General features: G+C 61.2%; 26 protein-coding genes and 1 pseudogene. 7 read left to right on the top strand and 20 right to left on the bottom strand.

The window, feature by feature from the left end:
- The gene (locus C3Y91_RS33620) at window positions 1-999 is read left to right on the top strand and encodes an ABC transporter permease (RefSeq protein ID WP_168576313.1); all 999 of its coding nucleotides are present in this window, start codon (window positions 1-3) and stop codon (window positions 997-999) included.
- Between the two features lie 15 nt (window positions 1,000-1,014).
- Here the strand turns inward: C3Y91_RS33620 and glpK are convergent, their stop codons facing one another.
- The 10 genes from glpK to C3Y91_RS33570 all read right to left on the bottom strand — a co-directional run bounded on the left by glpK (window position 1,015) and on the right by C3Y91_RS33570 (window position 12,170).
- Complete coding sequence (gene glpK / locus C3Y91_RS33615; RefSeq protein ID WP_018070793.1) at window positions 1,015-2,517, bottom strand: glycerol kinase GlpK; 1,503 nt, start codon at window positions 2,515-2,517, stop codon at window positions 1,015-1,017.
- 147 nt (window positions 2,518-2,664) lie between these two features.
- Window positions 2,665-4,389, bottom strand: coding sequence for an ABC transporter substrate-binding protein (locus C3Y91_RS33610; protein WP_012759892.1), 1,725 nt, complete (start codon window positions 4,387-4,389; stop codon window positions 2,665-2,667).
- An 81-nt stretch (window positions 4,390-4,470) separates the two neighbouring features.
- Window positions 4,471-4,767, bottom strand: coding sequence for a DUF2160 domain-containing protein (locus C3Y91_RS33605; RefSeq protein WP_003552210.1), 297 nt, complete (start codon window positions 4,765-4,767; stop codon window positions 4,471-4,473).
- Window positions 4,767-5,678: a carbohydrate ABC transporter permease gene (locus C3Y91_RS33600; RefSeq protein WP_018070792.1), complete on the bottom strand. Its 912-nt coding sequence runs from the start codon at window positions 5,676-5,678 to the stop codon at window positions 4,767-4,769. The genes C3Y91_RS33605 and C3Y91_RS33600 overlap by 1 nt, the downstream gene beginning before the upstream one ends.
- Window position 5,679: 1 nt before the next feature.
- Entirely contained in the window at window positions 5,680-6,546 is an 867-nt protein-coding gene (locus C3Y91_RS33595; RefSeq protein WP_012759894.1) for a carbohydrate ABC transporter permease, read from the bottom strand.
- Window positions 6,547-6,548: 2 nt separating this feature from the next.
- A complete protein-coding gene (locus C3Y91_RS33590) occupies window positions 6,549-7,619 on the bottom strand; it encodes an ABC transporter ATP-binding protein (protein ID WP_018070791.1) in 1,071 nt (356 codons plus the stop codon).
- Between the two features lie 9 nt (window positions 7,620-7,628).
- Complete coding sequence (locus C3Y91_RS33585; RefSeq protein ID WP_024320211.1) at window positions 7,629-8,708, bottom strand: ABC transporter ATP-binding protein; 1,080 nt, start codon at window positions 8,706-8,708, stop codon at window positions 7,629-7,631.
- 41 nt (window positions 8,709-8,749) lie between these two features.
- A complete protein-coding gene (glpD, locus tag C3Y91_RS33580; protein ID WP_024320212.1) occupies window positions 8,750-10,261 on the bottom strand; it encodes a glycerol-3-phosphate dehydrogenase in 1,512 nt (503 codons plus the stop codon).
- A 120-nt stretch (window positions 10,262-10,381) separates the two neighbouring features.
- Complete coding sequence (locus C3Y91_RS33575) at window positions 10,382-11,155, bottom strand: DeoR/GlpR family DNA-binding transcription regulator (protein ID WP_018070788.1); 774 nt, start codon at window positions 11,153-11,155, stop codon at window positions 10,382-10,384.
- A 97-nt stretch (window positions 11,156-11,252) separates the two neighbouring features.
- Window positions 11,253-12,170, bottom strand: a complete 918-nt coding sequence (locus C3Y91_RS33570; RefSeq protein ID WP_018070787.1) for a DMT family transporter — start codon at window positions 12,168-12,170, stop codon at window positions 11,253-11,255.
- A 73-nt stretch (window positions 12,171-12,243) separates the two neighbouring features.
- Here C3Y91_RS33570 and C3Y91_RS33565 point away from each other — a divergent pair, with 73 nt between their 5' ends.
- The gene (locus tag C3Y91_RS33565) at window positions 12,244-13,173 is read left to right on the top strand and encodes a LysR family transcriptional regulator (protein WP_018070786.1); all 930 of its coding nucleotides are present in this window, start codon (window positions 12,244-12,246) and stop codon (window positions 13,171-13,173) included.
- Window positions 13,174-13,211: 38 nt separating this feature from the next.
- On the opposite strand, the pseudogene C3Y91_RS33560 reads toward C3Y91_RS33565, so the two are convergent.
- Both C3Y91_RS33560 and C3Y91_RS33555 read right to left on the bottom strand, forming a co-directional pair.
- Window positions 13,212-13,679: pseudogene (locus C3Y91_RS33560) on the bottom strand (GNAT family N-acetyltransferase).
- Between the two features lie 101 nt (window positions 13,680-13,780).
- Entirely contained in the window at window positions 13,781-14,302 is a 522-nt protein-coding gene (locus C3Y91_RS33555) for a DUF992 domain-containing protein (RefSeq protein WP_018070784.1), read from the bottom strand.
- 592 nt (window positions 14,303-14,894) lie between these two features.
- On the opposite strand from C3Y91_RS33555, the gene C3Y91_RS33550 reads away from it, so the two are divergent.
- The gene (locus C3Y91_RS33550; RefSeq protein WP_003552191.1) at window positions 14,895-15,143 is read left to right on the top strand and encodes a YMGG-like glycine zipper-containing protein; all 249 of its coding nucleotides are present in this window, start codon (window positions 14,895-14,897) and stop codon (window positions 15,141-15,143) included.
- A 20-nt stretch (window positions 15,144-15,163) separates the two neighbouring features.
- A complete protein-coding gene (locus C3Y91_RS33545; protein ID WP_018070783.1) occupies window positions 15,164-15,529 on the top strand; it encodes an EF-hand domain-containing protein in 366 nt (121 codons plus the stop codon).
- 73 nt (window positions 15,530-15,602) lie between these two features.
- On the opposite strand, the gene C3Y91_RS33540 is transcribed toward C3Y91_RS33545, so the two are convergent.
- The 4 genes from C3Y91_RS33540 to C3Y91_RS33525 form a co-directional block, all read right to left on the bottom strand.
- Window positions 15,603-15,767 (bottom strand): DUF1328 domain-containing protein, encoded by a 165-nt coding sequence (locus C3Y91_RS33540; protein ID WP_003549551.1) that lies wholly within the window; start codon window positions 15,765-15,767, stop codon window positions 15,603-15,605.
- Between the two features lie 98 nt (window positions 15,768-15,865).
- A complete protein-coding gene (locus tag C3Y91_RS33535) occupies window positions 15,866-16,456 on the bottom strand; it encodes a hypothetical protein (protein ID WP_020397458.1) in 591 nt (196 codons plus the stop codon).
- Window positions 16,457-16,516: 60 nt separating this feature from the next.
- Window positions 16,517-16,909 (bottom strand): VOC family protein, encoded by a 393-nt coding sequence (locus tag C3Y91_RS33530; RefSeq protein WP_018484069.1) that lies wholly within the window; start codon window positions 16,907-16,909, stop codon window positions 16,517-16,519.
- A 103-nt stretch (window positions 16,910-17,012) separates the two neighbouring features.
- Window positions 17,013-18,635, bottom strand: a complete 1,623-nt coding sequence (locus tag C3Y91_RS33525) for an ABC-F family ATP-binding cassette domain-containing protein (RefSeq protein ID WP_130662957.1) — start codon at window positions 18,633-18,635, stop codon at window positions 17,013-17,015.
- Between the two features lie 204 nt (window positions 18,636-18,839).
- Between C3Y91_RS33525 and C3Y91_RS33520 the strand changes: the two genes are divergently transcribed.
- The gene (locus tag C3Y91_RS33520) at window positions 18,840-19,169 is read left to right on the top strand and encodes a DUF6665 family protein (RefSeq protein WP_029767499.1); all 330 of its coding nucleotides are present in this window, start codon (window positions 18,840-18,842) and stop codon (window positions 19,167-19,169) included.
- 105 nt (window positions 19,170-19,274) lie between these two features.
- Window positions 19,275-20,144 (top strand): aldose 1-epimerase family protein, encoded by an 870-nt coding sequence (locus tag C3Y91_RS33515; RefSeq protein WP_024320219.1) that lies wholly within the window; start codon window positions 19,275-19,277, stop codon window positions 20,142-20,144.
- A gap of 45 nt (window positions 20,145-20,189) precedes the next feature.
- Here C3Y91_RS33515 and C3Y91_RS33510 read toward each other — a convergent pair whose 3' ends face one another.
- Window positions 20,190-21,779 (bottom strand): DHA2 family efflux MFS transporter permease subunit, encoded by a 1,590-nt coding sequence (locus tag C3Y91_RS33510; protein ID WP_024320220.1) that lies wholly within the window; start codon window positions 21,777-21,779, stop codon window positions 20,190-20,192.
- 24 nt (window positions 21,780-21,803) lie between these two features.
- Window positions 21,804-22,988 (bottom strand): HlyD family secretion protein, encoded by a 1,185-nt coding sequence (locus C3Y91_RS33505; RefSeq protein WP_024320221.1) that lies wholly within the window; start codon window positions 22,986-22,988, stop codon window positions 21,804-21,806.
- A 136-nt stretch (window positions 22,989-23,124) separates the two neighbouring features.
- Between C3Y91_RS33505 and C3Y91_RS33500 the strand changes: the two genes are divergently transcribed.
- Window positions 23,125-23,772: a TetR/AcrR family transcriptional regulator gene (locus C3Y91_RS33500; RefSeq protein ID WP_024320222.1), complete on the top strand. Its 648-nt coding sequence runs from the start codon at window positions 23,125-23,127 to the stop codon at window positions 23,770-23,772.
- Between the two features lie 118 nt (window positions 23,773-23,890).
- Here C3Y91_RS33500 and uxuA read toward each other — a convergent pair whose 3' ends face one another.
- Both uxuA and C3Y91_RS33490 read right to left on the bottom strand, forming a co-directional pair.
- Window positions 23,891-25,078, bottom strand: a complete 1,188-nt coding sequence (gene uxuA / locus C3Y91_RS33495) for a mannonate dehydratase (RefSeq protein ID WP_075223723.1) — start codon at window positions 25,076-25,078, stop codon at window positions 23,891-23,893.
- 42 nt (window positions 25,079-25,120) lie between these two features.
- Window positions 25,121-25,843, bottom strand: a complete 723-nt coding sequence (locus C3Y91_RS33490) for a GntR family transcriptional regulator (protein ID WP_018070772.1) — start codon at window positions 25,841-25,843, stop codon at window positions 25,121-25,123.
- Between the last annotated feature and the right edge of the window lie 98 nt (window positions 25,844-25,941).

Genomic DNA, 25,941 nt, shown 5'->3' with positions numbered 1-25,941 from the left:
ATGTCGCTCCAGACCCCTACCCCCGCCAGCATTGGGTTGCCGCGTGTCATCGCCGGCGGCCTGGTGCGCTATGGCTTGATCCTCGCCCTGGTTGCGGTGTTTGCCGCCTTTTCCGTAGCAACGCCAACCTTCCTGTCGCCTGCCAACCTGCAAAGCATCCTGGTCAACAATTTCACGCTGCTTGCCATCGTCTCCGTCGCAATGACCTTCGCCGTCGCGTCGGGCGGCATTGATCTTTCGGTCGGAACGGCGATGGATTTTGCCAGCTTTGCCTTCGTCTCGCTCGTCCTCGCCGGACAGCCGGTGGCAGTCGCTGCACTCGCGGGACTGGCCGCCGGAGGGTTCGTCGGTGCCTTCAACGCGCTCTTGATTTCCGGGATCGGCGTGTCGCCGTTCCTCGCCACGCTCGGCACGCTGTTCATCGGCCGCAGCGTTCAGCAGCTGCTGACCAATGGCGGCAATCCGGTCTATCTGCCGCCGAACGGCGTGCCGGAAGCCTTCCGTTTCCTCGGCCACGGCACGATCGCCGGCTTCCCGGTGCCGCTTGCCGCGGCCATCGTCGTCATCGCCGCTGCTGCCATTGTTTTTGCCCGCACGCGTTTCGGTCGCGTCATCCTGTCGATCGGCATCCAGCCGGGCGTCGTGCGCTATTCCGGCATCGCCGCGCCGGCCCATGTCGCGGTGACATTCATCCTGGTCGGGTTGATCGCGGCAATCGCCGGCCTGATCCTGACCGCAACCGTCACCACCTACATCCCTTCCTCGGGCAATGCCTTCCTGCTCAATGCCATCGGCGCGACCTTCATCGGCACGACGCTCAGCCCACTCGGACGGCCGAATGTCGGCGGCACCGTACTCGGCGCCCTGCTGCTCAGCATCGTCGCCAATGGGCTTCTGCTGACCGATCTGAACTTCTATTGGCAGCAGGTCGGCACGGGAACGCTGATCTTCGCCGTGCTCGCCCTGAGCTTCATCAACGGAAAGGCTGCCGGCGCGTAAGAGCCGGAAGCGGTCCTATCCCGCGGAGGCGTCTGAAATCATTCGCGATACGGCATTCTTCCAGCCGATGATCTTCGTTTGCCGCTCGGTCTCATCCATCGAAGGGCTAAAGCGGCGGTCGTAGGCCCAGGCCTGCGCAAAATCCCGCTTGCCTGGCCAGATGCCGGCTTTCGAGCCGGCAAGCCAGGCTGCGCCCAGCGCCGTCGTCTCGCGGATCGCCGACCGGTCGACAGGATTTCCCGTCATGTCGGCCAGGCACTGCATCGTCCAATCCGAAGCCGCCATGCCGCCATCGACGCGCAGCACCGTTTCCAGCTGGTTGACGCCCCAGTCCTTCTTCATCGCCACCAGCAGGTCGAGCGTCTGGTAGGCGACGGATTCAAGCACCGCGCGGGCAAATTCCGCCGGCCCGCTGTTTCGCGTCAGACCGAAGATCGCGCCGCGCGCAGCCGGATCCCAATAGGGGGCGCCGAGGCCGGTGAAGGCCGGAACGATGTAGACCTGCTGTCCGGGATCGGCCTTGGCGGCAAGCACTCCCGCCTCCGACGCCTGGTCGATAATGCCGAGGCCGTCGCGCAGCCATTGCACGGCGGCGCCGGCGATGAAGATCGAGCCTTCGAGCGCATAGGTCGTCTCGCCGTCGAGCCGGCAGGCGATCGTCGTCAGCATCCGGTTCGAGGAGGAAACACGATCCCGGCCGGTGTTCAACAGGGCAAAGCAGCCGGTGCCATAGGTGGATTTCATCATGCCGGGCTCGAAGCAGGCGTTGCCCATCGCCGCTGCCTGCTGGTCGCCGGCGACCCCGAGGATCGGAAGTTCCGCGCCGAACAGCGCCTTGTCGACGCGGCCGAAATCATCGGCACATTCCCTGACGTCAGGAAGCATGGCGGCCGGAATGCGGAGAATGCCGAGAAGCTCCTCGTCCCAGGCACCGTCATCGATATTATAAAGCAGCGTTCTCGACGCATTGGTCGCATCGGTGGCATGCACGCGGCCATCAGTCAGATTGTAGATCAGCCAGCTGTCGATCGTGCCGAAGCAGACATCGCCGGCCTCGGCCTTCTCACGCAGGCCATCGACATTGTCGAGCAGCCAACGCAGCTTTGTTCCGGAGAAATAGGGGTCGAGCAGCAGCCCGGTCTTGGCGCTGAACAGCTTCTCGTAGCCGTCTGCCTTCAGGCTATCGCACATTTCGGCCGTGCGCCTGTCCTGCCAGACGATCGCGTGGTGAAGCGGTGTCCCGGACCTGCGATCCCAGACGACCGCCGTCTCGCGCTGATTAGTAATGCCGATCGCGGCAATGTCGGCGGCATCAAGTCCGGCATCGGCGATCGCCCTGCGCACAGTATCGACGACGGACTGCCAGATTTCGGCGGCGTCGTGCTCCACCCATCCAGGCTGCGGATAATATTGGGTGATCTCCGCCTGCGCCGAGCCGGCCGTTTTCATGTCGCCATCGAAGATGATTGCGCGCGACGATGTCGTGCCCTGGTCGATTGAAAGAATATAGCCGCTCATATCCGTCTCCGGCTCGCACGAAACCGCTCCTGCCGAGGACAGCAGGACGCGGACGTTTCATGAGAGAAAGATTGTGGGTGCCACCGGCTTGTTGCCGGTGGCAGGAAGTGATGGCCGGAAGCCCCGTCGCTTCCGGCCGGGTCCGCCTTACTTCGACTGCCAGCTCTTGACGAGTTCGTCGTAGTTGACCGTGACCGGCTTTTCCTTCTCGTTCTCGATCTTCAGCTGCGGTGCAAGGTTGCCCTTCTTCACCGCATCCGCGTTCCAATAAGCGAGGTCTTGCTCTTCAGCGAGTTTCGGGCCGATATCGCCCTGGACGCCCGATTTCTCGATACGTCCCATGACCTTCTCCTGCTCGCCGCAAAGAGAATCCATGGCTTCCTGCGGCGTCTTGGCGCCGGCAGCGGCGTCACCGATAGCCTGCCACCAAAGCTGAGCCAGCTTCGGATAGTCGGGGACGTTGGTGCCGGTTGGCGACCACTGAACACGCGCAGGCGAGCGATAGAACTCGATCAGACCGCCGAGCTTCGGAGCGCGCTCCGTAAAGCTCTTGTCGCGAATGGTGGATTCGCGGATGAAGGTGAGACCGAGCTGGCTCTTCTTCACGTCAATCGTCTTCGAGGTCACGAACTGTGCATAGAGCCACGCGGCTTTTGCACGGTCCGTCGGGGTCGATTTCATCAGCGTCCAGGAACCGACGTCCTGATAGCCAAGCTTCATGCCGTCTTTCCAGTAAACGCCATGCGGGCTCGGTGCCATGCGCCATTTCGGCGTACCGTCTTCGTTCATGACAGGCAGGCCAGGCTTGACCATGTCTGCGGTGAACGCCGTGTACCAGAAGATCTGCTGCGCGACGTTACCCTGCGCCGGCACCGGACCGGATTCCGAGAACGTCATGCCCTGAGCTTCCGGCGGTGCGTAAGCCTTCAACCAATCGAGATACTTCTGGATCGAATAGACCGATGCAGGGCCGTTGGTATCGCCGCCACGCGCGACGCACGAACCGACGGGACGCGAATTCTCGTCGACCTTGATACCCCATTCGTCGACTGGAAGACCGTTCGGCAGACCCTTGTCACCATTGCCGGCCATCGACAGCCAGGCGTCGGTGAAGCGCCAGCCGAGCGACGGGTCCTTCTTGCCGTAATCCATATGGCCGAAGACCTTCTTGCCGTTGACGTCGCGGCCGGTAAAGAATTCGGCAATGTCCTCATAGGCCGACCAGTTGACCGGAACGCCGAGATCGTAGCCGTATTTCGCCTTGAAATCGGCCTTGTTCTTCTCGTCGTTGAACCAGTCGTAACGGAACCAGTAGAGGTTGGCGAACTGCTGGTCGGGAAGCTGGTAGAGCTTCTTGTCCGGCGCTGTCGTGAACTTGGTGCCGATGAAGTCGTCGATATCGAGGCCGGGGTTGGTAACGTCCTTGCCTTCGCCGGCCATCCAGTCGGTCAGGTTGCGCACCTGCTGATAGCGCCAGTGGGTGCCGATCAAGTCGGAGTCGTTGACCCAGCCGTCATACAGGTTCTGCCCGGTCTGCATCTGCGTCTGGATCTTCTCGACAACGTCACCCTCTTGAATGACGTCGTGCGTGACCTTTATCCCGGTAATCGCAGTAAAGGCCGGAGCCAGAACCTCGGACTCATACTTGTGGGTGGTCAAGGTTTCCGAAACAACCTTGATGTCCATCCCTTGGAAAGGCTTCGCAGCATCGATGAACCATTGCATTTCCTTTTCCTGGTCGGCGCGAGAGAGCGTCGACACGTCGCCGATCTCTTTATCCAGAAAAGTCTTTGCCTCGTCCATGCCGGCATAGGCCGACCCGGTCATGGCCAGCAGCACGGCTGCTGTCGTCGTCAATAAATGCCTTCGCATGATATCCTCCCAGGGTTTTGCGATTGCAGTCTTCACGTCTCAGGCGGCCAGAAAAACCCTGGCCATCTGCATCAGTTTGCCTCACACGTAACGGAATACGCCAACGGCGTAGACAACGGAGAGAGCGAGAGCCCACCAGAGGCTTGATCCAGCGAGACCAAGCCAGGCAAGATGGATAAAGGCGCTGCCGAGCAGCGAAAGGAAAAGCCGGTCGCCGCGCGTCGTCTCGAAGCGCAGGATTCCGATCCGGGGATTGCCGCCCGGAGCGGCGTATTCCCAGACCCCCATGCCGATCAGCAGCAATGCGATGACGACGAAGAAAGTGGCCGTCGGCCAGGTCCATGCCATCCATGAAAAATCGGGAAGCGAAAAGCTCATCAAACCCTCCCCAGGGCGAAGCCCTTGGCGATGTAATTGCGCACAAACCAGATCACCAGCGCTCCTGGGATCAAGGTCAGAACACCCGCGGCGGCGAGCAGGCCCCAATCCATGCCGGATGCAGAGACGGTACGGGTCATGGTGGCAGCGATCGGCTTCGCGTCGGTCGTCGTCAGCGTTCGTGCGATCAGCAACTCGACCCAAGAGAACATGAAGCAGAAGAAGCAGGCGACACCTATGCCGCTCGCAATCAGCGGCGTGAAGATCTTCAGGAAAAAGCGCGGGAACGAATAGCCATCGATATAGGCCGTTTCGTCGATTTCCTTCGGCACGCCGGACATGAAGCCTTCAAGGATCCAGACCGCAAGCGGCACGTTGAAGAGGCAATGCGCCAATGCCACGGCGATGTGCGTATCGATCAGTCCAAAGGCTGAGTAGAGCTGGAAGAACGGCAGGGCAAAGACCGCCGGCGGCGCCATCCGGTTCGTCAGCAACCAGAAGAAAAGATGCTTGTCACCAAGGAACCGATAACGGGAGAAGGCATAGGCCGCCGGCAGCGCGGCTGCCACCGAGATCACCATGTTGATCACGACATAGGTGATTGAATTGATGTATCCGGAATACCAGGCCTTCTCCGTGAAGATCGTCACGTAATTGGCGATCGTCGGATTATGAGGATAAAGCGTCAGAGAATTGACGATTTCCGCGTTGGTCTTGAAGCTCATGTTGACGAGCCAATAGATCGGCAGCAGGAGCACAATGATATAGATCGTCGGAACCACCCACCACCAGCGTGATTCCTCGCCGCGCCGGCGCATCAGACGGCTGACTTCATCGGAGGAGAGACCGCTTGCGACACTGGTAACGCCAGAGATTTTTCGGCTCGCTGTCGTTTCGTTGGAGGTGCTCATTTCAATTCTCCGCGTCGTGGCTTGTCATGACGGTGTAGAACACCCACGAAAGCAGCAGGATGATCAGGAAATAGACCAGCGACATGGCAGCGGCCGGACCGAGGTCAAACTGTCCGAGGGCGGTCTTGACCAGATCGATCGACAGGAAAGTGGTCGCGTTGCCGGGACCGCCACCAGTGACGACAAAAGGCTCGGTGTAGATCATGAAACTATCCATGAAACGCAGCAGCACGGCGATCAGAAGAACGCGCTTCATCTTTGGCAGCTGGATATAGCGGAACACAGCCCAACGAGAGGCACCGTCGATCTTGGCTGCCTGATAGAAAGCATCCGGAATGGAAACGAGGCCTGCATAGCAGAGCAAGACGACCAGGCTCGTCCAGTGCCAGACATCCATGATGATGATCGTCACCCAGGCGTCGAACGGATCCTGCACATAGTTGTAATCGATGCCGATGGCATTGATGTAATAGCCAAACAAACCAATGTCGTTGCGGCCGAACACCTGCCAGATCGTGCCGACAACGTTCCACGGGATCAGCAGTGGTAGCGCCATCAGAACCAGGCACACCGGCACGCCGATGCCCGATTTCGGCATGTTGAGCGCAATGAAGATACCGAGCGGGATCTCAAGAGCGAGAATGATCAACGAAAAAATCAGGTTTCGCTGTAGGGCGGCCCAGAATCGGTCGGAATGCAGGATTTCGGTAAACCAGTCAGTTCCGTTCCAGAAGAACTGGTTGTTTCCGAAAGTGTCCTGAACGGAATAGTTCACAACCGTCATCAAGGGAATGACGGCCGAGAATGCCACCAGCACGAGGACCGGCAGGACCAGAAACCACGCTTTGTTGTTCCAGGTTTTTTCCATCATCAAGCCTCCGGTCCGGCGCGCCAAGAGTCGGCATAGATACTGATACCCGATGGCTCGAAGGTCACCCGAGGATCAGCCGGAATGTCCTCGTCCTCAGGGACGACGATCGCGATCGGCTGGCCGGCAAACTGCGCGCGGACGATCTTCTGCCGGCCGATATCTTCCACCTTGCTGACGGTCACAGGCATGCCCTCGCGGCCGATCCGAACAAACTCGGGCCGGATTCCAAGCTCTACCTTGGCCGCTGCCGAAGTCTTTGGCGCATAGTCGAGCGTCAGCGCATGCTCGCCGACCCGAACCGTGCGGCCTTCCACCTTGGCTGGCATGAAGTTCATGCCCGGAGAACCGATGAAGTAGCCGACGAAGGTATGGCTCGGACGCTCGAAGAGCTCGGCCGGCGTGCCGATCTGCACGATCTCGCCATCGTACATCACCACGACTTTGTCGGCGAAGGTCAGCGCCTCCGTCTGGTCATGCGTGACATAGACCATGGTAAAACCGAACTGCTTATGCAGCCGCTTCAGCTGCGATCGCAGCACCCATTTCATATGCGGATCGATAACAGTGAGCGGCTCGTCGAAGAGAATCGCGTTCACATCCGAGCGCACGAGGCCGCGGCCGAGCGAAATCTTCTGCTTTTGGTCCGCCGTCAAACCGCGCGCGCGACGCTTGGCCCAGTCTGCAAGATCAATCATCTCCAATATTTCGCGGACACGACGATCAACATCAGGCTCCGCGACTCCGCGGTTGCGCAATGGGAAAGCCAGATTGTCATAGACGGTCATCGTGTCGTAGATGACCGGAAACTGGAATACCTGCGCAATATTTCGCTGCTGCGTCGGCAGGTTCGTAACATCCTGTCCGTCGAAGAGAATTCGCCCTTCGGAGGGCTGAATAAGGCCGGAAATGATATTGAGCAGCGAGGTTTTTCCGCAGCCTGAAGGTCCGAGCAGCGCATAGGCACCGCCATCGTTCCACTCGTGGTGCACTTCCTTGAGAGCGTAGTCCTTCTCGCTCTTCGGGTTCGGCCCATAGGCATGTCGAATATGATCGAGGGTGATACGTGCCATGATCTTCTCCTAGCCCCCCTGCCTGGCAGTGGTGATCGCCCGGCCGTCCGCGCCGAACGCCATCAGGTGGCGCGTATCGATGAAAACGGAGAGATCCGTGTCCGGGTCGACATTGTGGATGCCGTGCGCAAGCATCACCCAGCGGGTGTCGGCAAATTGCAGATGCACGAAACTTTCCGACCCGGTGATCTCCGAAATCTGTGTCCGTGCTGTCAGCCGCGCCGAATCAGCCGTCTGGGCGGTTGGTGCAAGATGATGGGGGTGAAACGCGATCGTTGCCGGCCCGTCTGGCACGTTCTGAAGATGCCGCGGCACGGCAAAAATCACAGCGCCGTCGCGCAGGAAATTGCCTGCCGATTTGATGAGATCAATAAAATTCAGCGGTGGATCGGCAAAGGTTTTCGCCGTCGTCAGATCGAGCGGATGGCGATAGACCTCGACCGTCGGGCCAAACTGGGTGATCCGGCCCTCGCTGAGCGCTGCCGTATTGCCGCCCAGCAACAAGGCTTCGGAGGGTTCCGTCGTGGCATAAACGAAGATCGCGCCGGACAGGGCGAAAATGCGCGGCAATTCCTGCCGCAGTTCCTCGCGCAGTTTGTAATCGAGATTGGCGAGCGGCTCGTCCATCAAAACAAGGCTCGCATTCTTCACGAGTGCACGGGCAAGCGCCGTGCGCTGCTGCTGGCCGCCCGAGAGGTTGAGCGGCGTGCGATCGAGATAAGGGGCGAGTTTCAGAAGTTCGGCAGCCTTGCGTACCTCCAGATCGATGATCTTGGCATCCTTGCCGGCAATCCGCAGCGGCGAGGCAATATTCTCGTAGACCGTCAATGCCGGATAATTGATGAACTGTTGGTAGACCATGGCGACATTGCGCTTCTGCACCGGCATGCCGGTAACATCGGCGCCGTCGAAATGGATCGAGCCGCCTGTGGGACGGTCAAGCCCCGCCATCAGCCGCATCAGCGACGTTTTACCCGCGAGCGTCGGCCCGAGCAGGACGTTCAGCGTGCCCCGCTCGAGAACCAGATCGGTCGGATAGATATGATAGTCCGCGCCCACCATCTTGGCGGCGTTTCGCAGTTCCAGCATTCCTGTTCCCGTGCCTCCACGCAGCGGGGACCACATGGCTCCTACCCGGCCATCGCCGGCATGGCAGCCATGTACTCCTCCAGTGACTGGGCCTGCTCCTTCGAAAGGCGCAGACCATCCTTTGTTCTCCTCCACAGCACGTCTTCGGCGTGCCGGGCCCATTCATGTTCGACGAGATAGGTGACCTCTGCCTCATAGAGATCGCCACCGAAGAGCCGTCCGAGATCGTCGATACCGCCGGCATCGCCAAGCAGCAGCTCCGCCTTGGTGCCGTAGCGCCGCACCAGCCGGCGGGCATGCCGATCGGCGAGGAACGAATAACGCCGCTTCAGCTTGTCAACCTGTGTCTCGTAACCGCGGACCGGGAAGTCGCCGCCCGGCAGATGGCTTTTGGCCGTCCACGGAGCGCCCTTGACGCCGATTGCGGCACCGATCTTCTCCAGCGCATGTTCGGAAAGCCGGCGATAGGTGGTGAGCTTGCCGCCGAAGACGTTGAGCAGCGGCGCGGCACCTTCGCCTTCCAGCTTCAGCACATAGTCGCGCGTCGCCTCCTGCGCCTTCGAGGCGCCGTCGTCATAGAGCGGCCTGACGGCTGAATAGGTCCAGACGATATCCTCCGGCCTGACGGGCTCCTTGAAATATTCCGACGCCGCATTGCAGAGATAGACCGTCTCCTCCTCCGAAATCCTGACATCCTTGGGATCGGCGGTGTAGTCGCGATCCGTGGTGCCGATCAGGGTGAAGTCGCCCTCGTAGGGGATGGCGAAGATGATGCGGTTGTCGGGATTTTGGAAGAAATAGGCTCTCACATCGTCGAACTTCTTCTTCACGACGATGTGGCTGCCCTGGACGAGGCGGACATGGTGGGCTTCGTTCTGGCCGAAGGCGGAACGGATGACATGATCGACCCAGGGACCGGCGGCATTGACCAGCATGCGCGCCTGATGGCTGTCATTGCGGCCGGTGAGGGTATCGGTGGTCTCGATATGCCACAGGCCGTTCTCGCGCCTTGCCGACACCACCTTGGTGCGCGGCATGATCGTTGCCCCTTTGTCGGCGGCGTCGCGGGCGTTCAGCACCACCATGCGGGCATCGTCGACCCAGCCGTCGGAATATTCGAAGGCCTTGGCAAACAGCGCCTTCAGCGGCTTGCCGGCCGGATCGCGGCGCATGTCGAGCACGGACGTCGGCGGCAGCAGCTTGCGACCGCCGAGATGGTCGTAGAGGAAGAGGCCGAGCCGGATCAGCCAGGCCGGACGGATGCCGCCCTTGTGGTAGGGCAGCACGAAACGCAGCGGCCAGATGATGTGCGGCGCCATCGCCCAGAGGATCTCGCGTTCCATCAACGATTCACGCACCAGGCGGAACTCGTAATGCTCGAGGTAACGCAGGCCGCCATGGATCAGCTTGGTGGCGCCCGACGAGGTGCCCGAGGCGAAATCGTTCATCTCCGCCAGCGCCACCGAATAGCCACGCCCAACGGCATCGCGTGCAATACCGCAACCGTTGATGCCGCCGCCGATGACGAATATGTCGTGAATATTTCGGCCCAATTCCCCCTCCGAGCCCGCTGTCGATTTCGCATCGCACAAAATTTGCGCAATTGCGAAAGTAACATCAGTTAAAACGAAAGAGATCCGAATGTCAAACGAATGTTTGGTGGAGGTGGCTGCCTAGCGAAATCTGCCGTTGGTTTCGATTAGTTTCACATTGTTTTCGAGGCAGAGATTGCGGATCGACGGCACCGGACAGTGATCGGTGATGAAGGTATGAACCTGGGAAAGCTGGCCGATCCTGACTGGTGCGGTGCGTTCAAACTTCGTCGAATCGGCAACGAGAATGACATGTCGGGCATTGGCGATGATTGCTTGAGCGACCTTCACTTCGCGAAAATCGTAGTCGAGAAGCGCGCCGTCAATATCGATCGCCGACGCGCCGATCACGGCATAGTCGACCTTGAACTGGCGGATGAAATCGACGGCCGCCTCACCGACGATCCCGCCGTCCGAACCGCGCACGACCCCGCCGGCAATCACCACCTCGATTGCCGGAAAAAGACGTAATCTATTGGCAACGTTGATATTATTGGTAATTACCATCAGCTCGTGATGGTTGGCGAGCGCCTCACCCACCGCCTCTGTCGTCGTTCCGATATTGATGAAGAGCGAGGCACCACTCGGGATCAGTTCGACCGTCGCAATGCCGATCGCCTGTTTCTCGGAAGCGGCGATCTGGCGACGCGCTTCGTATTTGACATTCTCCGTTCCGCTCGGAAATGTGGCGCCGCCATGGATGCGTGTCAGCACCTGCGCATCGCAGAGATCGTTCAGGTCCTTGCGGATCGTCTGCGGCGTCACCGAAAAGCGGGAGGCGAGCTCCTCGACCAGAACCCTGCCGCTCGATTTCGCAATCGCCACGATTTCGGTTTGCCGGTCGGTCAAAAACATGAGCGTGCGCCTTTCGATCTGCTTTCGTTTTAAAGAAAGCGAACGGCGGCGCAATGCCTAACTGTTGCCAATCCGCCTTCACCGCCCGAATTTGACGCTACCGCTTCCGCATGACGTTGACGACCAGGACGCCGAAGATTGCCATGACGCCGCCGATTGCGCCGAGCACGGTCGGTGTTTCGCCCAGCCAGACGAACCCGATCAGCGTGGCGACCGGCGGAACGCCGTAGAGGAAATTCGAGGCGCGGGCGGCCGTCAGCCGCTTCAGGGCGATCGCCCAGGTGAGGTAGCCGATCGCGGTCGGGAAGATGACCAGATAGGCAACGCCCCAGTTCACTTCCGCCGGTGCGGCGGCCAGCGCCTGGATCGTCGCCGGAACGGCTGGAAACAGCGGCACGGAACCGATCAGCAGGATCCAGGCAGTGACGGCAAGCGCCGGCAGCCGCCCGAGCAGCGGCTTCTGCAACACGCTGGCGATCGCTGAGCAAAGCGCTGCGCCAAGGATGAGGACGGCATTTGGATCGAGCTTGAAACCGCCGTCGGAGGCGACCGCAATCAGCGCCACGCCGCCGAAGGAAACCGCGGTGCCGGCCCAGCCCCAGCGGCCGAAGCGCTCGCCGAGCGCGAATGTGGCAATGAGGGCGGTGAAGACGGGCATGGTGTTGATGATGAAGCTCGCCGGTCCTGCCGCAACGGTCTGCTCGCCAGTGTTCAGCAGAACCGCATAGGCGGCAATGAAAAGCACGGCAGCAACGGCGAGACGGACGAAATCGCGTTTTTCCGGTATCGGCCGGTAGATAACGAGATAGACGAGGGCGATGACACCGGCTGCCACATAGCGGGCCGTCGCCAGTTCGATCGGCGTCAGCGGTCCGAGGCAGATACGGATCACCACGAAGGAGGACGCCCAGAAGAGGATGGTGACGAGGATCGCCGCAAAGGCCACCAGATCAAACCCGCCTTGCTGTTTCGTCGAAATCGGTGCGCTTGCTGCCATGCTCATTTTCGCCTCCATATGTTCCTGCGACAGTGGATTAGGCCTTCCATGCGTGCTTGAAAAGCATCGCAATCGATGATCAAATGTGCGTATGGTTCACAGCTCGCCAGTCCTTCCGCCGCTCGATACGCTCGAGACCTTTGCCCGTGCCGCCCGGCTCGGATCGTTTTCGGCCGCGGCGGAGGAAAGCGGCATCACCCACGGGGCGGTATCTCGGCAGGTCTCGCGCCTGGAGCGCTGGATGGGTGTGCGCCTGTTTGCGCGCGAAGCCCGGGGCGTGCGCCTGACGCCGGAAGGTATGCGGTTCTTCGCGCGGGCGGAGGAGGCACTTGCGCTCCTCGGCAATAGCGGCGAGCGCTGGCTGCCTCGTCGTAACAAGGTGGTGGTGCGCCTTTCGGTGACGCCCTCCGTCGCCTCTCTATGGCTGTTTCAGCGCCTGCCGAAGCTCGAAGGAAACGAGCTGCATGTCGAGCTGACGCTCGAACACCGGCTGGCGGATTTCGGCGAAGGCACGGATCTCGCCATTCGTTGCGGCAAGGGGCCGTGGGCCGGCGTGCGTGCCCTGCCGCTCTGGCAGGAGAAATCGTTTCCGATCGCCGCCCCGATGCTGGCGGACCGGCTCGGGCAGCGCTCCGATGCCCTTTCGCTGCTCGAGATGCCAATCCTGCATGATTCGAATATTGAAGGCTGGCGCCGCTGGCTCTCCCGTGAAGGTGTCGACTATACGCCGCGCGGCCACGACCGGCGCTTCGAGGACTATAATTTGGTGATCGATGCCTGTGCGCAGGGGCTCGGCATCGCGCTCGCGCGCCCGCCGCTGTCGGATGCCGCGCTGGCGGCCGGGCGCGTCGTCACTGTCTCGGAGCGGACGCTCGATTACCATGTGGCCTTTCACCTGATTAGACCGGACGATGCGCTTAGAAGCCCTGCCATCGAATTCGCCAGCCGCTTTCTGCGCGAGGCCGGCCATGACGAGACAACGATTGCCGCCTTTGTCGCACCCGGTAGGGTGAAAGCGTAGGCCAAAAGCCCAGCGGCGGCTTCGGCGATCGCTGGTCGCTACCCCTCCGAAATCTTCAGGCGCATTTCCTTCGCCAGTTCGAAACCAGCGGCCCGATAGACGGGTTCGCCTGGATCCGAGGCATGAATGACGACGGTGGTGCAGCCAATCGACTTCAGATAGTCGACAGCCTTGTTGGTCAGCGCCAGTGCGATGCCGCGCCGGCGGAAAGCGCCTCAGACATAGACGGACCATATGTAACCGTGCAGCCGCTGTTCCGGCCGGATGACCTCCGGAAATGGCGATTGGTGCAGCTGGCAGGATGCGGAGCCGGCAATGTCACCGTCGACGATGGCAAGGAACGAGGTCAGCCGGCGCTCATCGCGACCGCTTCTGATGAACGACAAGATCCGTGCCGCTGCATCTGGCCTGTAGCGTTCCGGTGGTGTGCCGTAGCTGTCCCAGATCTTCAGATAGTGCCCCACCAAGACCTCGTCTTCGTCGGGCGTTGCTATTCGAATATCCATGATGTCGTGATCCGGCTTGGGCGTGCGAGGGCGCGAAATCGCTCCTCAGAAGAGGTGGCGCCCCCTTGCCGCCATGCGGCAGGAGGCGCCAAAAAGGCATATCAATTCGCTGCCGTCAGCGTCATCGAGGCACTGCCGGCCGCAACGTTGAGGCCGAGCTGACCGGTGAGGCTGACCGTCTGCAGATGGATCGAACCGGAGGTGCCGCCAATCAGGAGATTGGCGCCGACACCGGCGCCGAGCGTCGCTTCGGCTGTGGCGCCGACATAGAGGCCGGCGAGCGATCCGCGGTGATAGCCGGCCGTCGGCGCAAACACCGCCCAGATCAAGCGGCTGCGCGTGGTGAAGCCGAGGTCGATGCCAAGTTTTCTCACTTCGCCGGTATAACGATCCGAAAGTTCGTTGCCGACGGTCGACTGAAAGATGCAATCAGCTTCCTTGGATGAACCAAGCACATAACCCGTGCCGCCACCAATATCGCAGGTGAGGTAGCCGATTTTCACGCCATTGCGCAGGTCCGGCTCTTCATATGTCCTCGTGACGAGGTCAGCGGCATTGACCGCCCCTGCGCCAACAAGCGTCAACGATACCGCGGCAAACGCCGTCGCAACAATTTTCTTCATAAGTCTCTCCTTCTCAAATCGCGACGGGAGCATACCCGGCTACTCGCCACCAGATTCGGCAACAGATAACGGACGGAACCGCAAAACGGATCCCGAACCGGCATCACTTACGCATCGCATGTCAAAGCGCGTGGGAGGGCGCTAGCGACAAACACAGTCACGGTTCAGCCCCCATTGGGACATTTCGAAGGCATCCTTTCGCGTCATCCGGTTATTTCACGATGTTGTCAGCGATGGTTGCCGGAAAGGCACGATCCTGATCGCTGTCAACTCTCAACGAGCGGTATCATGCACATCGCAGGCACCCCTATTTGCATAGGCAATCGATGATCGCGCAGGTTGCCATGCCGTATAGATAGCTGTACTATTTTTGAAATACTCTCCATGCGACACTGTATTTGGAGAGGAAACGGCATGATGTCTTGGCATTGCCGCAGAATTTCCGCTTGTTTTCCGGAATTCTGCTTCTGTTCGAACAGAAACTAAGTCTGAATTTGAGAAATATAATCAGGCGATATTTTCGCGGGGGCCGGACAATCGCACGCCCGGCGATCTCTATTGGAGATAGCGGGCAATTTATCGGGAGGGAAAGATGCGCATACGCAGGACAAATATCATACTGGCGGGATGCCTTGCCGTCTCCGCCTGCCAGTCCGGGCCGACGTCGCAGGCCGTCTCGGATCGTAATTCCGAATTCGGCTGCATCGCGGGAACCGTCGGCGGCGCGATTGTCGGCGGCTTGATCGGCAGCACGATCGGCGCCGGAACCGGGCAGGTGCTTGCTGTCGGCGCCGGCATCGGCGGCGGCGGTTACGTCGGCAACCGGCTGGCTTGCCGCTAATTCGGGAGGGAGATCACGCGATGAAAACCTTGGCTTTGGTGACCACATTCATATTGTGCCAATGCGTTGGCGCAATGGCGCAGCAACCGCAGCCCCAACAGCCCGGATCGATGTATCAGGGCCAGATGGACCGGCTTGACGCAAATACCAGCAAGACGGTCGACCGCTCGGAATACGAAACCTTCATGGGCACGGCTTTTGTCAGCCTCGACAAGAACAAGGACGGAAACCTGCAGGCCGGCGAGACGGTGCAGATCCTGTCCGTCGAGCAATTCACCCTGACGGACGCCAACCAAGACGGCCGCATCAACAAAAGCGAGTTCATGCAGCGGGTGATGGCGGATTTCGCGACGGCCGACCACGACCGGAACGGAAACCTTCAATAGTCAATGAAATGCAACGGTACAGAAAAACCCGGCGAAGTGTTTCGCCGGGTTTTTAACGCTCGATCTGTCCGCGTCATACTTTTCGCATCAGCCGCATGACGAGCGATACGACGAACAGCACCAGGAAAATGAAGAACAGAACCTGGGCAATAGAAGCTGAAGCGCCTGCGATGCCGCCAAATCCGAGGACGCCGGCAATCAAGGCCACAACGAGAAATACCAGAGCGTAATAAAGCATCGCGATCTCCTTTGCGTTTGCTGCGGAGATAACGGAGACGGCCCGGTTTGGTTCCCTGCCCGCCTTGAGGCGGTGCACCGGTCTTCGGATAAGCTTATTCAGCCGAAATGAAACACGCCTTTGTACATCCGGTCGCCTTCAGTCGGCTCGGGAGGCTCGGCGGCATCGAGATAGGTCTTGAGCGGTCCGGTCAGCACGAACCAGACACTCGCGCCCAGCAAGAAATAGGCTCCCACCGGATCGTCGATACGGGCGATGAAGGGAAGGCAGGCGGATGCGAAGAGAACAATGATCCGCACCGACCACTCCGCCTCGCGTTTGGCGATGGCACGTGCTCTCAGCGACTTGTATTCCCGGGCGCCATAGGCGCTTCCTCGTGCCTTTACCGCCGAAAGCAGTTTTCGCGCGGAAGGCAGCGCCAGCATGATCAGGGCGACGACGCTGAGTGCGAAAGGCTTGCCCGACATGACCTGCCCGCTCGCAAAGAACAGAAAGGAGAGCACGACGAGATTCCATGTCGGCTCCAGCAGCTCCGGCGGCTGCCGCGTGCGGATGTGCCAGCTGCGCAGCAAGCCCGCCGCGCCGTGCAGTAGCGGCTGATCGATATAGCGATTGATCCAGTCCATGCGGATGCGCCCGTCCCCGATTGCATGAAGAGGGTTCCGAACACCACGGAATTTGGTCATCATCGTGGCAAGGCGGTCGCAATATCCACCATTGAGCCGACTTTCGTCCTTGGCGACCACAGCCTAATGCAGTTCTTGCGCGATTTCCCAGACATGGCCCGACGGATCGGCGAAGGCCGCGGTGCGGCGGCCCCAGGGACGATCGATGGGACCATTGAGCAGGGTGACGCCAAGTTTGCGCAGCTCCGCACAGACCGCATCGACGTCATCGACCCTGATCGTCAGCAGGATGCGCGCGCCGGAACCCGGTGCCGCCACCGCCGATGGCTCGACCAGTTGCGGCGCTTCCGTCGCCCTGAGCAGGTTGACCATCGTCCCTGAGAATTTCAGCACCGAGGACACCGCGTCCTCATAGACGGACGCAGGTGCAAAGACCTTCTGGTAGAAGGCTTTGGCTTCGTCGATATCATCGACGAACAGGGTGATAACCTCGATCCTGTCTAACAGCATGGACATCTCTTCCTCCGTTGCTCCGGCCATTCAGTCGATAGCGCCGGCCGGCTCTCTGCTGGTCGCTTCGAGCCTCACGGTTTCGACATGCCGCCGCAAAAAAAAGCTGTCAGCTCCTGAGGCCGGGCGCCTCGTGGCCGGTGCGAGCCACATATTCCGTGTAGCCGCCGCCATATTGGTGGATGCCGTCGGGCGTCAGTTCCAGCACCCGGTTGGAGAGTGCTGCCAGGAAATGCCGGTCGTGCGAGACGAAGAGCATGGTGCCCTCATATTGCGACAGCGCCTTGATCAGCATTTCCTTGGTGTCGAGGTCGAGATGGTTCGTCGGCTCGTCGAGCACGAGCAGGTTCGGCGGGTCGAACAGCATGATCGCCATGACCAGCCGCGCCTTCTCGCCGCCGGATAGGACCCGGCACCGCTTCTCGACATCGTCGCCGGAGAAGCCGAAGCAGCCGGCCAGCGCGCGCAAAGGCCCCTGCCCCGCCTGGGGAAACTGGTCTTCCAGCATCTGGAAGACGGTGCGTTCGCCATCGAGAATATCCATGGCGTGCTGGGCGAAATAGCCCATCTTGACGCTGGCGCCCAGCGCAACGCTGCCCTGGTCTGGCGCGGTGGAACCCGTCACCAGCTTCAGCAGCGTCGATTTGCCGGCGCCGTTGATGCCCATGATGCACCAGCGCTCCCGCCGCCGCACGACGAAGTCGAGCCCCTCATAGATGCTGCGGCTGCCGTATTTCTTGTGGACGTTCTTCAGGTTGACCACGTCCTCGCCGGAGCGCGGCGCCGGCTGGAACTCGAAGGAAACGATCTGGCGGCGCTTGGGCGGCTCCACCCGGTCGATCTTCTCCAGTTTCTTCACGCGGCTCTGCACCTGCGAGGCATGCGAGGCGCGTGCCTTGAACCGCTCGATGAACTTGATTTCCTTGGCGAGCATCGCCTGCTGGCGTTCGAACTGGGCCTGCTGCTGCTTCTCGTTCTGCGCCCGCTGTTGCTCGTAGAATTCGTAGTCGCCGGAATAGGCCGTCAGCGTGCCGCCGTCGATTTCGATGATCTTGGTGACGATGCGGTTCATGAACTCGCGGTCGTGCGAGGTCATCAGCAGCGCGCCTTCGTAGCCTTTCAGGAATTCCTCCAGCCAGATCAGGCTTTCCAGATCCAGATGGTTGCTCGGCTCGTCGAGCAGCATGACGTCGGGGCGCATGAGGAGAATGCGGGCGAGCGCCACGCGCATCTTCCAGCCGCCCGACAGCGCGCCGACATCGCCGTCCATCATCTCCTGGCTGAAGCTCAGGCCCGCGAGCACTTCGCGGGCGCGCCCCTCGAGCGCATAACCGTCCAGCTCCTCGTAGCGCGCCTGCACCTCGCCGTAGCGCTCGATGATCTCCTCCATGTTATCGGCCTGTTCGGGATCGGCCATGGCCGCCTCGAGCTCGCGCAATTCGCCGGCAACGATGCTGACAGGACCTGCGCCATTCATCACCTCGGCGACGGCGCTGTGGCCGGCCATTTCGCCGACATCCTGGTTGAAATAGCCGATGGTGACGCCCTTCTCGCAGGAGACCTGCCCCTCGTCGGGCTGCTCCTCGCCGTTGATCATCCGGAAGACGGTCGTCTTGCCGGCGCCGTTCGGACCGACGAGGCCGATCTTCTCGCCTCTATTGAGGGCTGCGGACGCCTCGATGAAGAGGATGCGGTGGCTGAGCTGCTTGCTGATATTTTCGATACGGATCATGGTTTGCGCGGGAGCCTGGAGAAGGAGATTTTGGCGCGCTTATGCCATGCGGGGAAACCGGGGGATAGCCCTGTTTCCCACCCTCTCGATCAAGAGTATGATGCCGAAAGGCGTGAGCGGTTTTCGAACGACATCATGCCCACTTCTTTAATTTGCAACAGGATTGGCTAATATCGCGGCTCACGCCAACGGAGACCTGTGCCAATGAGCGTTCGTCCGCCGCAATCCTTCAGACAATCCGAGCAGGATAGAAACGGCTTCAACGTCCTCGAATACGAGTTGATGTCGGAACGCGCGGATTCGCTCGGACGTCACGGGCTGAAGGTGGAGACTGCCCTTGCCGCCCTGAAGGCCTGGACTGCCGACCGCCAGAGCGGCGAAGACCGCGAGAGGCTTCTCAACGACGCATCCGACGCCGTCTGGGCGTTCTTCATCCAGCGCGAGATCTGCGGCTTGCGGAACAACCGCGACGCCATCCAGCGCTACGGCATCCCAAACGAAGTGATCGCGAGATTGGGCGCGATCAGGAAATGACGAGGGCAGCGGCTGCTGTGCTGCCGTCCCGCCCCTCTATTGGGTGGAAATCCCCCGTGCGGAACGGTATGGCTTGGTGCCGCACCAATTCGAAAGGGAAACGCGATGCCAATCTCCATCCGGATCGGGAATCAGGATCTCACCGTCGATGTCTCCTCCCTCGGCGCCGAGATGCAGGCGCTCAGGTCAAGCGACGGACGCTCGTGGCTATGGACCGGTGACGCGGCCTTCTGGACCGGGCGGTCTCCGATCCTGTTTCCGATCGTCGGCAAGGCGCCTGATGACAAGATCGCGATCGACGGCACGGTCTATCCGATGTCCCAGCATGGTTTTGCCCGCCGCAGCGAATTCGCGCTTGCGGCCTCCTCCGAGACGATGTGCCGCTTCGAATTGGTCGCCTCGGATGCGACGCGAGCGGTCTATCCGTTCGAATTTCAGCTGGCCGTCGTGCATGCGGTCGAGGGCCGCGCGTTGACTGTCACGGCGGAGGTCACCAATCGCGACCCGAAGCCGATGCCGTTCGGCCTCGGCTTCCATTCGGCCTTCGCATGGCCATTGCCCGGTGCGGCCGGCCGCGACCATATCGTCACGCTCGACAATGAAGGCGAGCCGGCGCTGGTGCGGCTGGGAGGTGGTCTCATCAATCCCGCGCCCCTACCCTCGCCATTCGATGCCGGCCGGTTGGTGCTCGATCATTCGATGTTCGAGCAGGATGCAATGATCTTCCCGCGTGGTGCGGGCGAAGGCTTGAGTTACGGCGCCGAAGGCGGGCCCACCATGCACTTCCATTTCGAAAACCTGCCCAATCTTGCGCTGTGGACCAAGCCCGGAGCGCCCTTCCTCTGCATCGAGCCCTGGCATGGAACGGCCGCGGAAGCCGGGGGCTCCAGCGAGCTATCGAAGAGGCCATCGACCACGATCCTGGCGCCGGGCGCCGTGGCGAGCTTTTCCTTCGCGGTCGAAATCCCGCAATAAAAGACAGCAGAAGGCGCTCGCCGGGAAGTCCGGTGAGCGCTAGTTTCAGTGAGCGCCGGCGCCACCGCCGGCCCGCGGTTTTTGGGTGAGCAGCAGGGCGACGGCTGCAATGGCAAGAACCACGCCGATGACGGCGAAGGTATCGGCAAAGCCGAGGATGAGGGCCTGGCGTCTGACGACCTGACCAAGCGCCACGACGGCTTTCTGGGCTGCGACGGCATGATCGGAAACACCATGCTGCTGGAAGTAGCCGGTCAATTGGTCGAGACGGGTGCGAACTTCGTCACGGCCGAGCGTCACCGACTGGCCGATGATGTTCGAGTGGAACTGCTCGCGTTTGGTCAGCACCGTGCCGAGCGTGGCCGTGCCGACGGCGCCGCCGAGATTGCGCAGCATGTTGGTGAGGCCCGAGGCGGCGGCAGCATCCGAAGGGGCGATGCCGGCGGTGGTGATGGCGGTGATCGGCGTCAGCACCAGGGCCTGGCCGATGGCGCGGACAATGTTCGGAATCCAGAACTGGTCGCCTGCGGTATCGGCCGACAGCGTAATGTTCATGAAGCAGCTGATCGCAAAGATCGAGATGCCGAGGAAGCCGATGTAACGTGCATCGAAGCGCTTCATCATCATCGGGACGAGGGGGATCAGAAGCAGCTGCGGCAGGCCGGTCCAGGCCAGCACGTTGCCGATCTGCTCGGCATTGTAGCGCTGCACCTGGCCAAGATATTGCGGCAGGATATAGACGGTGCCGAAGAGGGCGACGCCGACCAGCACGTTGACGGCAACGCCGATGCCGAAGTTGCGCTGCTTCAGCAGGCGCAGCTTGACCAGCGGCTTTTCCACCCTCAGCTCGATCCAGATGAAGGCGACGAGGAAGACAAAGGCGAGGATGCTGAGCTTGACGATGAAGGGTGAGGAGAACCAGTCCTCCTTGTTGCCTTCTTCGAGCACCGTCTGCAGCGCCGAGAGGCCGATCGCCATGCTGATGATCCCGGCCCAGTCGCCTTCCCTCAGCAGGCCGAGCTGCATCGGCTGCTTGTCGAGCGTCAGGGCAAGGGCGACCGCCATGATGGCGCTCGGGATGGCGTTGATGAAGAAGATCGTCTGCCAGCCGTAATTTTCGGTAAGATAACCGCCGATGGTCGGACCGATCGCCGGTGCGAAGGTGACCGAGAGCGCGAAGGCCGCAAGGCCGAGCGGCTGCTGGTGTTTCGGCAGCTTGGTCAGCACCATGGTGAAGGCCATGGGGATCAACACGCCGCCTGCAAAACCCTGCAGGCCGCGCAGCACGATCATCGTGCCGAGATCATGGGCGAAGGCACAACCAATCGAAAACAGCGGGAAGAGCACGGAATTGACGAGGATATAGCGGCGGAACGAGAAGACGCTGCTGAAATAGGCTGTCAGCGGAATGACGACGATCTCGCCGATCAGGTAGGAGGTCGAGATCCAGGCGCCGTTGTCGACGCCTGTTCCGATGCCGCCCTCGATGTCGAGCAGGGAGGCATTGGTGATCTGGATATTGAGGATCGCCATGAAGGCGCCGATCATGCCGGCGAGAACGGCGATCCATTCCCTGGTGCTGGCGCCGGTTTTCGGCTGCGGGAGGGCGATTGTTGTTGCTGCGATGGTGGACATGACACGAACTCCTCGTCCCCCGGCCTAGCTGCGGTCGTTCTTGGTGTCGATGCTAGGCTGGACCGACATGCCGGGGCGCAGGTCGCCGTTTTCGGCGGCGTCGCCGTCGAGCACGATCTTCACTGGAATGCGCTGGACGACCTTGGTGAAATTGCCGGTGGCGTTGTCGGGCGGCAGCAGGGCGAATTCCTGGCCGCTTGCCGGCGCGAGGCTATCGACATGGCCGTGATAGGTGCGGCCCGGGAACATATCGACCTCGATATCGACAGGCTGGCCGGCCTTGACGTCGGTGAGCTGGGTTTCCTTGTAGTTGGCGATGACATAGGCAGCCGTCGTCGGTACGACCGACATCAGCTGGGTGCCGGCCTGGACATATTGGCCGACGCGCAGCGTCCGGTTGCCGATGGTGCCGTCAACAGGAGCTGATATCGTCGCATAGGAAAGGTTGAGCTCGGCCTGATGCTGAACGGCCTGGCTATTCGCAAGTGCTGCCTTTGCCTGGGCAAGCTCGGCATTCAACAGGTCGACCTGCTTGACGGCGGCGTCGAGTGAGGCGGTGTCGCGGATAATGGTGGCCTGGGCGGCAGCGATCTGCGAGGCGGCCTGTTGCGCCGTCTGGACCGGGGCATAGCCGCTGGTGGCAAGGTTCGAATAACGCTTGTTGTTCTGCTCGGCAAAGGTCTCGTTGGCGCGGTCAACATCGACGGTCGCGCGGGCTGCAGTAATAGTCGACTGCTGGATATCGAGCGAAGCCTGCCTGGCGTTGACGGTGGCTTCCGCGGCGGCGACATCGGCCCTGGCCTGATCGAGGGCAGCCTTGAAGTCGCGGTCGTCGATACGGGCGAGCGGCTGGCCGGCCTTGACGGTCTCGTTGTCCATGACAAGCACCTCGGCGAGATAGCCTGATACCTTGGGGGCGATGGTGCTGCTGTCAGCCTTCACATAGGCATCGTCGGTCGAGATGTGGAAGCGGCCGACCGTCCAGTAATCATGGCCGTAATAGGCGCCGGCGGCGATCAGCACGAGCGCAGTGGCGCCGAGAAGCAGGGAGCGGCCGCCGCGCCTGCGGGCGGGCTTTTCTTCGGCAACGGGGGCGGCGACCTCAGTGATGCGCGGCGGCTTGCCGGCGTCGAGGCTTGCGGGAGCGGCTTCGGCGGTGGTTTCGACGGCGGTATTGTTGTTCAAGGCATGCAGCTTCTTGATGGTCATTGTCTCTCTCCGGATGACGGGTCGCCGTCTCTTGGGCTGCGGCCTCTGAATTCAAGTGAAATCCTATTTAGGAAACTTGATGTTTTCCAAAATATGCACTATAAAATGGATGTCAATGGGAATTTGGAAAATCATCATGGTCCAAAATCAACAAATTGAGAGAAGGCCGCGCGGAAGGCCGCAGATACGCTGTGACGACGACACCAGGAGCCTGATCGTCGAAGCAGCGGACACTCAGTTTCACGAGAACGGCTACGCGGCGGCAAGCATCGCCACGATCGCCCAGGAGGCTGGTGTTTCCACAAAGACGCTCTACCGGCTGTTCCCGACAAAGGCCGATCTCTTCGCGAGCGTGGTCTCCGAGCGTATCAGCCGCTTCCTGCTGGCGCTCGATCCCCCGATGCTTGCCGCCGCCGATCTGAGAGAAGGGCTGGAGCGCATGCTGATGGCCTATGGCATGCTGACACTTTCAGAAGATACGGTCACCATCATGCGGCTCGTCATCGCCGAGTCGGACCGTTTTCCGGAGATCGCTACGTCCTTCTACGAACAGGCGATCCTGCGCACCAATGCGCTGATGGAAAACTGGCTGCGCCTGCAGGTCGACCGCGGCCTCATTGCACTCGACGATCCGCATTTGGCCTGCGGCATGCTGCGCGGCATGATGACCATGGAGCCGCAGCGCGCGGCGATCCTGCGCCAGGAGCCGCCGCCGAAGATCGAGGCGATCCAGGCGCGGGCGAAGATGTGCGCCGATCTTTTCCTGAAAGGTTGCGCGCTCTGAAGCATCGCTCGGGCTTCAGAGCGCGTTGGTTTTTCTTACGAGCGAGCCGGCGCGTGAAGAAGCTTGCCCCGCAGCAGCCCAATTCGCCAAGGTCACACGATGCCGTTCGAGGACACCCTCAGGTCGGCGGCGCCCCTAGCGCATGCAGAATGCCGCGCAGTTCGGCAAGGCCGCGCATGCGGCCGATGGCCGGGTAGCCTGGTGTGACGACTTTATCGAGATCGTCGAGCATGCGATGGCCATGATCCGAGCGGAAGACGATGGTGTTTTCGGGACTGCGCCGGCGGTCTTCCGCCACCAGTTCCTGAAGCACCGCGACCATGTCGACGTCACCTTCCAGATGCGCGCTTTCATGAAACGTCCGGCCGTCGCCCTCGCGCGTCGTGGCGCGCAGATGGGCGAAGTGGATGCGCGAGGCGAAGCGCCGGGCGATCGCCGGCAGGTCGTTCTCGGCGCGCACGCCGAGGCTGCCCGTGCAATAACACATGCCGTTCGCCGCCGATGGCACGGCATCGAAGAGCGCGGCATAATCATCGGCCGTCGAGGCGATGCGCGGCAGGCCGAACAGCGAGCGCGGCGGATCATCGGGATGCAGTGTCAGCTTGACACCGCGCGCTTCGGCAGCCGGCGTCACAGCCTCCAGGAATTCGATCAGGTGCCGACGCAATCTTGCGGCATCGATACCGCTATAGGCGACCAGCTTTTCCCGGAAGGCCGGAATGGTCAGAGGTTCGGTAGTCGACCCCGGCAGAGCCGAGGTGATGATGCGGGTGATGTCGGCGATCTCCTCGTCCGACATCGCCTCGAAGACGACACGGGCCCGCTCGCGGTCCTCCTGTGAATAGTGCTGTGCCGCATCCGGTCGCTCCAGGATGAAGAGATCGAAGGCTGCAAAGCGCTCGTGATCGAAGCGCATGGCGGTGGCGCCCGTCGGCGTCACGTAATCGAGGTCGGTGCGGGTCCAGTCCACGACAGGCATGAAATTATAGCAGACGATCGGAATGCCGCAGGCGGCGACCGCTTCGAGACTGGCGATCCACGCCTCGATTTCGGCCTTCGCCTCCCCGCCCTTGCGCTTGACGGCATCGGGGATCGGGATGCTTTCCACGACCGACCAGGTGAGCGGCGAGCGGTCGCCAGGCGTCGTCTCGATCAGGGACTGGCGCTCGCGCACTTCCTTCTCCGTCCAGGCCCTGCCAATCGGCACCTGATGCAGCGAAGAGACGATATTCGTCGCGCCCGTTTGGCGGACATCATCCAGCGTCACCGGCGCTTCTGGTCCGAACCATCTCCAACCCTGTCGCATTTTCTTCCTTCCCTAAGTCTTTCGTTTCGTGTTGGCCTGCCGTCAGCAGAAATAATCGGGGTAACGCGCGCGCAGTTCGTCGACATCGGGAATGACGGCGCTTAAGTGATGGATCATCGCGCTGCGTGCAGCCTGCGCATCGTGAGCGGCGAGCGCATCGCGGATAATGATGTGTTCGTGCACGACGTTATCCATGCGCCCGAGCACCGGCAACGTCAGCCGCCGTGCCCGGTCGATCTGCACCTTGACCGTTTTCAGAATTGTCCAGATGCCGGGATAACCTGATATCTGCGCGATCGCCTCGTGGAAGGCCTCGTCCTCCTCGTGGAAGCTAGAGGCATTGCCGGTCGCGGCATGGGCTTGCTGGCGGGCAATGATGGCGTCGAGACGGGCGATATCGTCGGCGGTGGCGGTCAGAGCCGCAGTCTCCACGGTCGTACCTTCGAGCGCCTTGCGCACGACGACCGCCTCAGGGATCGCCTGGACCGGCACCCGCGACACGACGGTGCCCGACTGCGGGTAGATATCGACCAGTCCGCCTTCGGAAAGCCTAAGCAGCGCCTCGCGCACCGGCGTGCGGCTGACACCGAATTCATCGGCGATCCGCTTTTCCTGCAGCAGCATGCCGGGTGGCATCCGCAGCGACACGATGTCGGCATAGAGGCGATCGTAGATGGCGCCGGCCGTGGTGATGCGGCGCAGCCTGCCCCCGACCTCCTGCGACGTCGGGGCTACCAAAACTTCAGTTTCTGATGCTTGGGGCATGACATACCGAGACGTTAAAACTTCTGGCATACTAGTATATCAATTTTATCACCCTGCCAAGACATGCCGCTGGGGGTTCGGCGCTTCGCGAATTGAGC

The organism is Rhizobium ruizarguesonis (assembly GCF_012349115.1).
GTDB lineage: Bacteria > Pseudomonadota > Alphaproteobacteria > Rhizobiales > Rhizobiaceae > Rhizobium > Rhizobium ruizarguesonis.
Note: the sequence above shows the minus strand (reverse complement) of the source record. Positions and strands in the feature narration are given on the sequence as shown.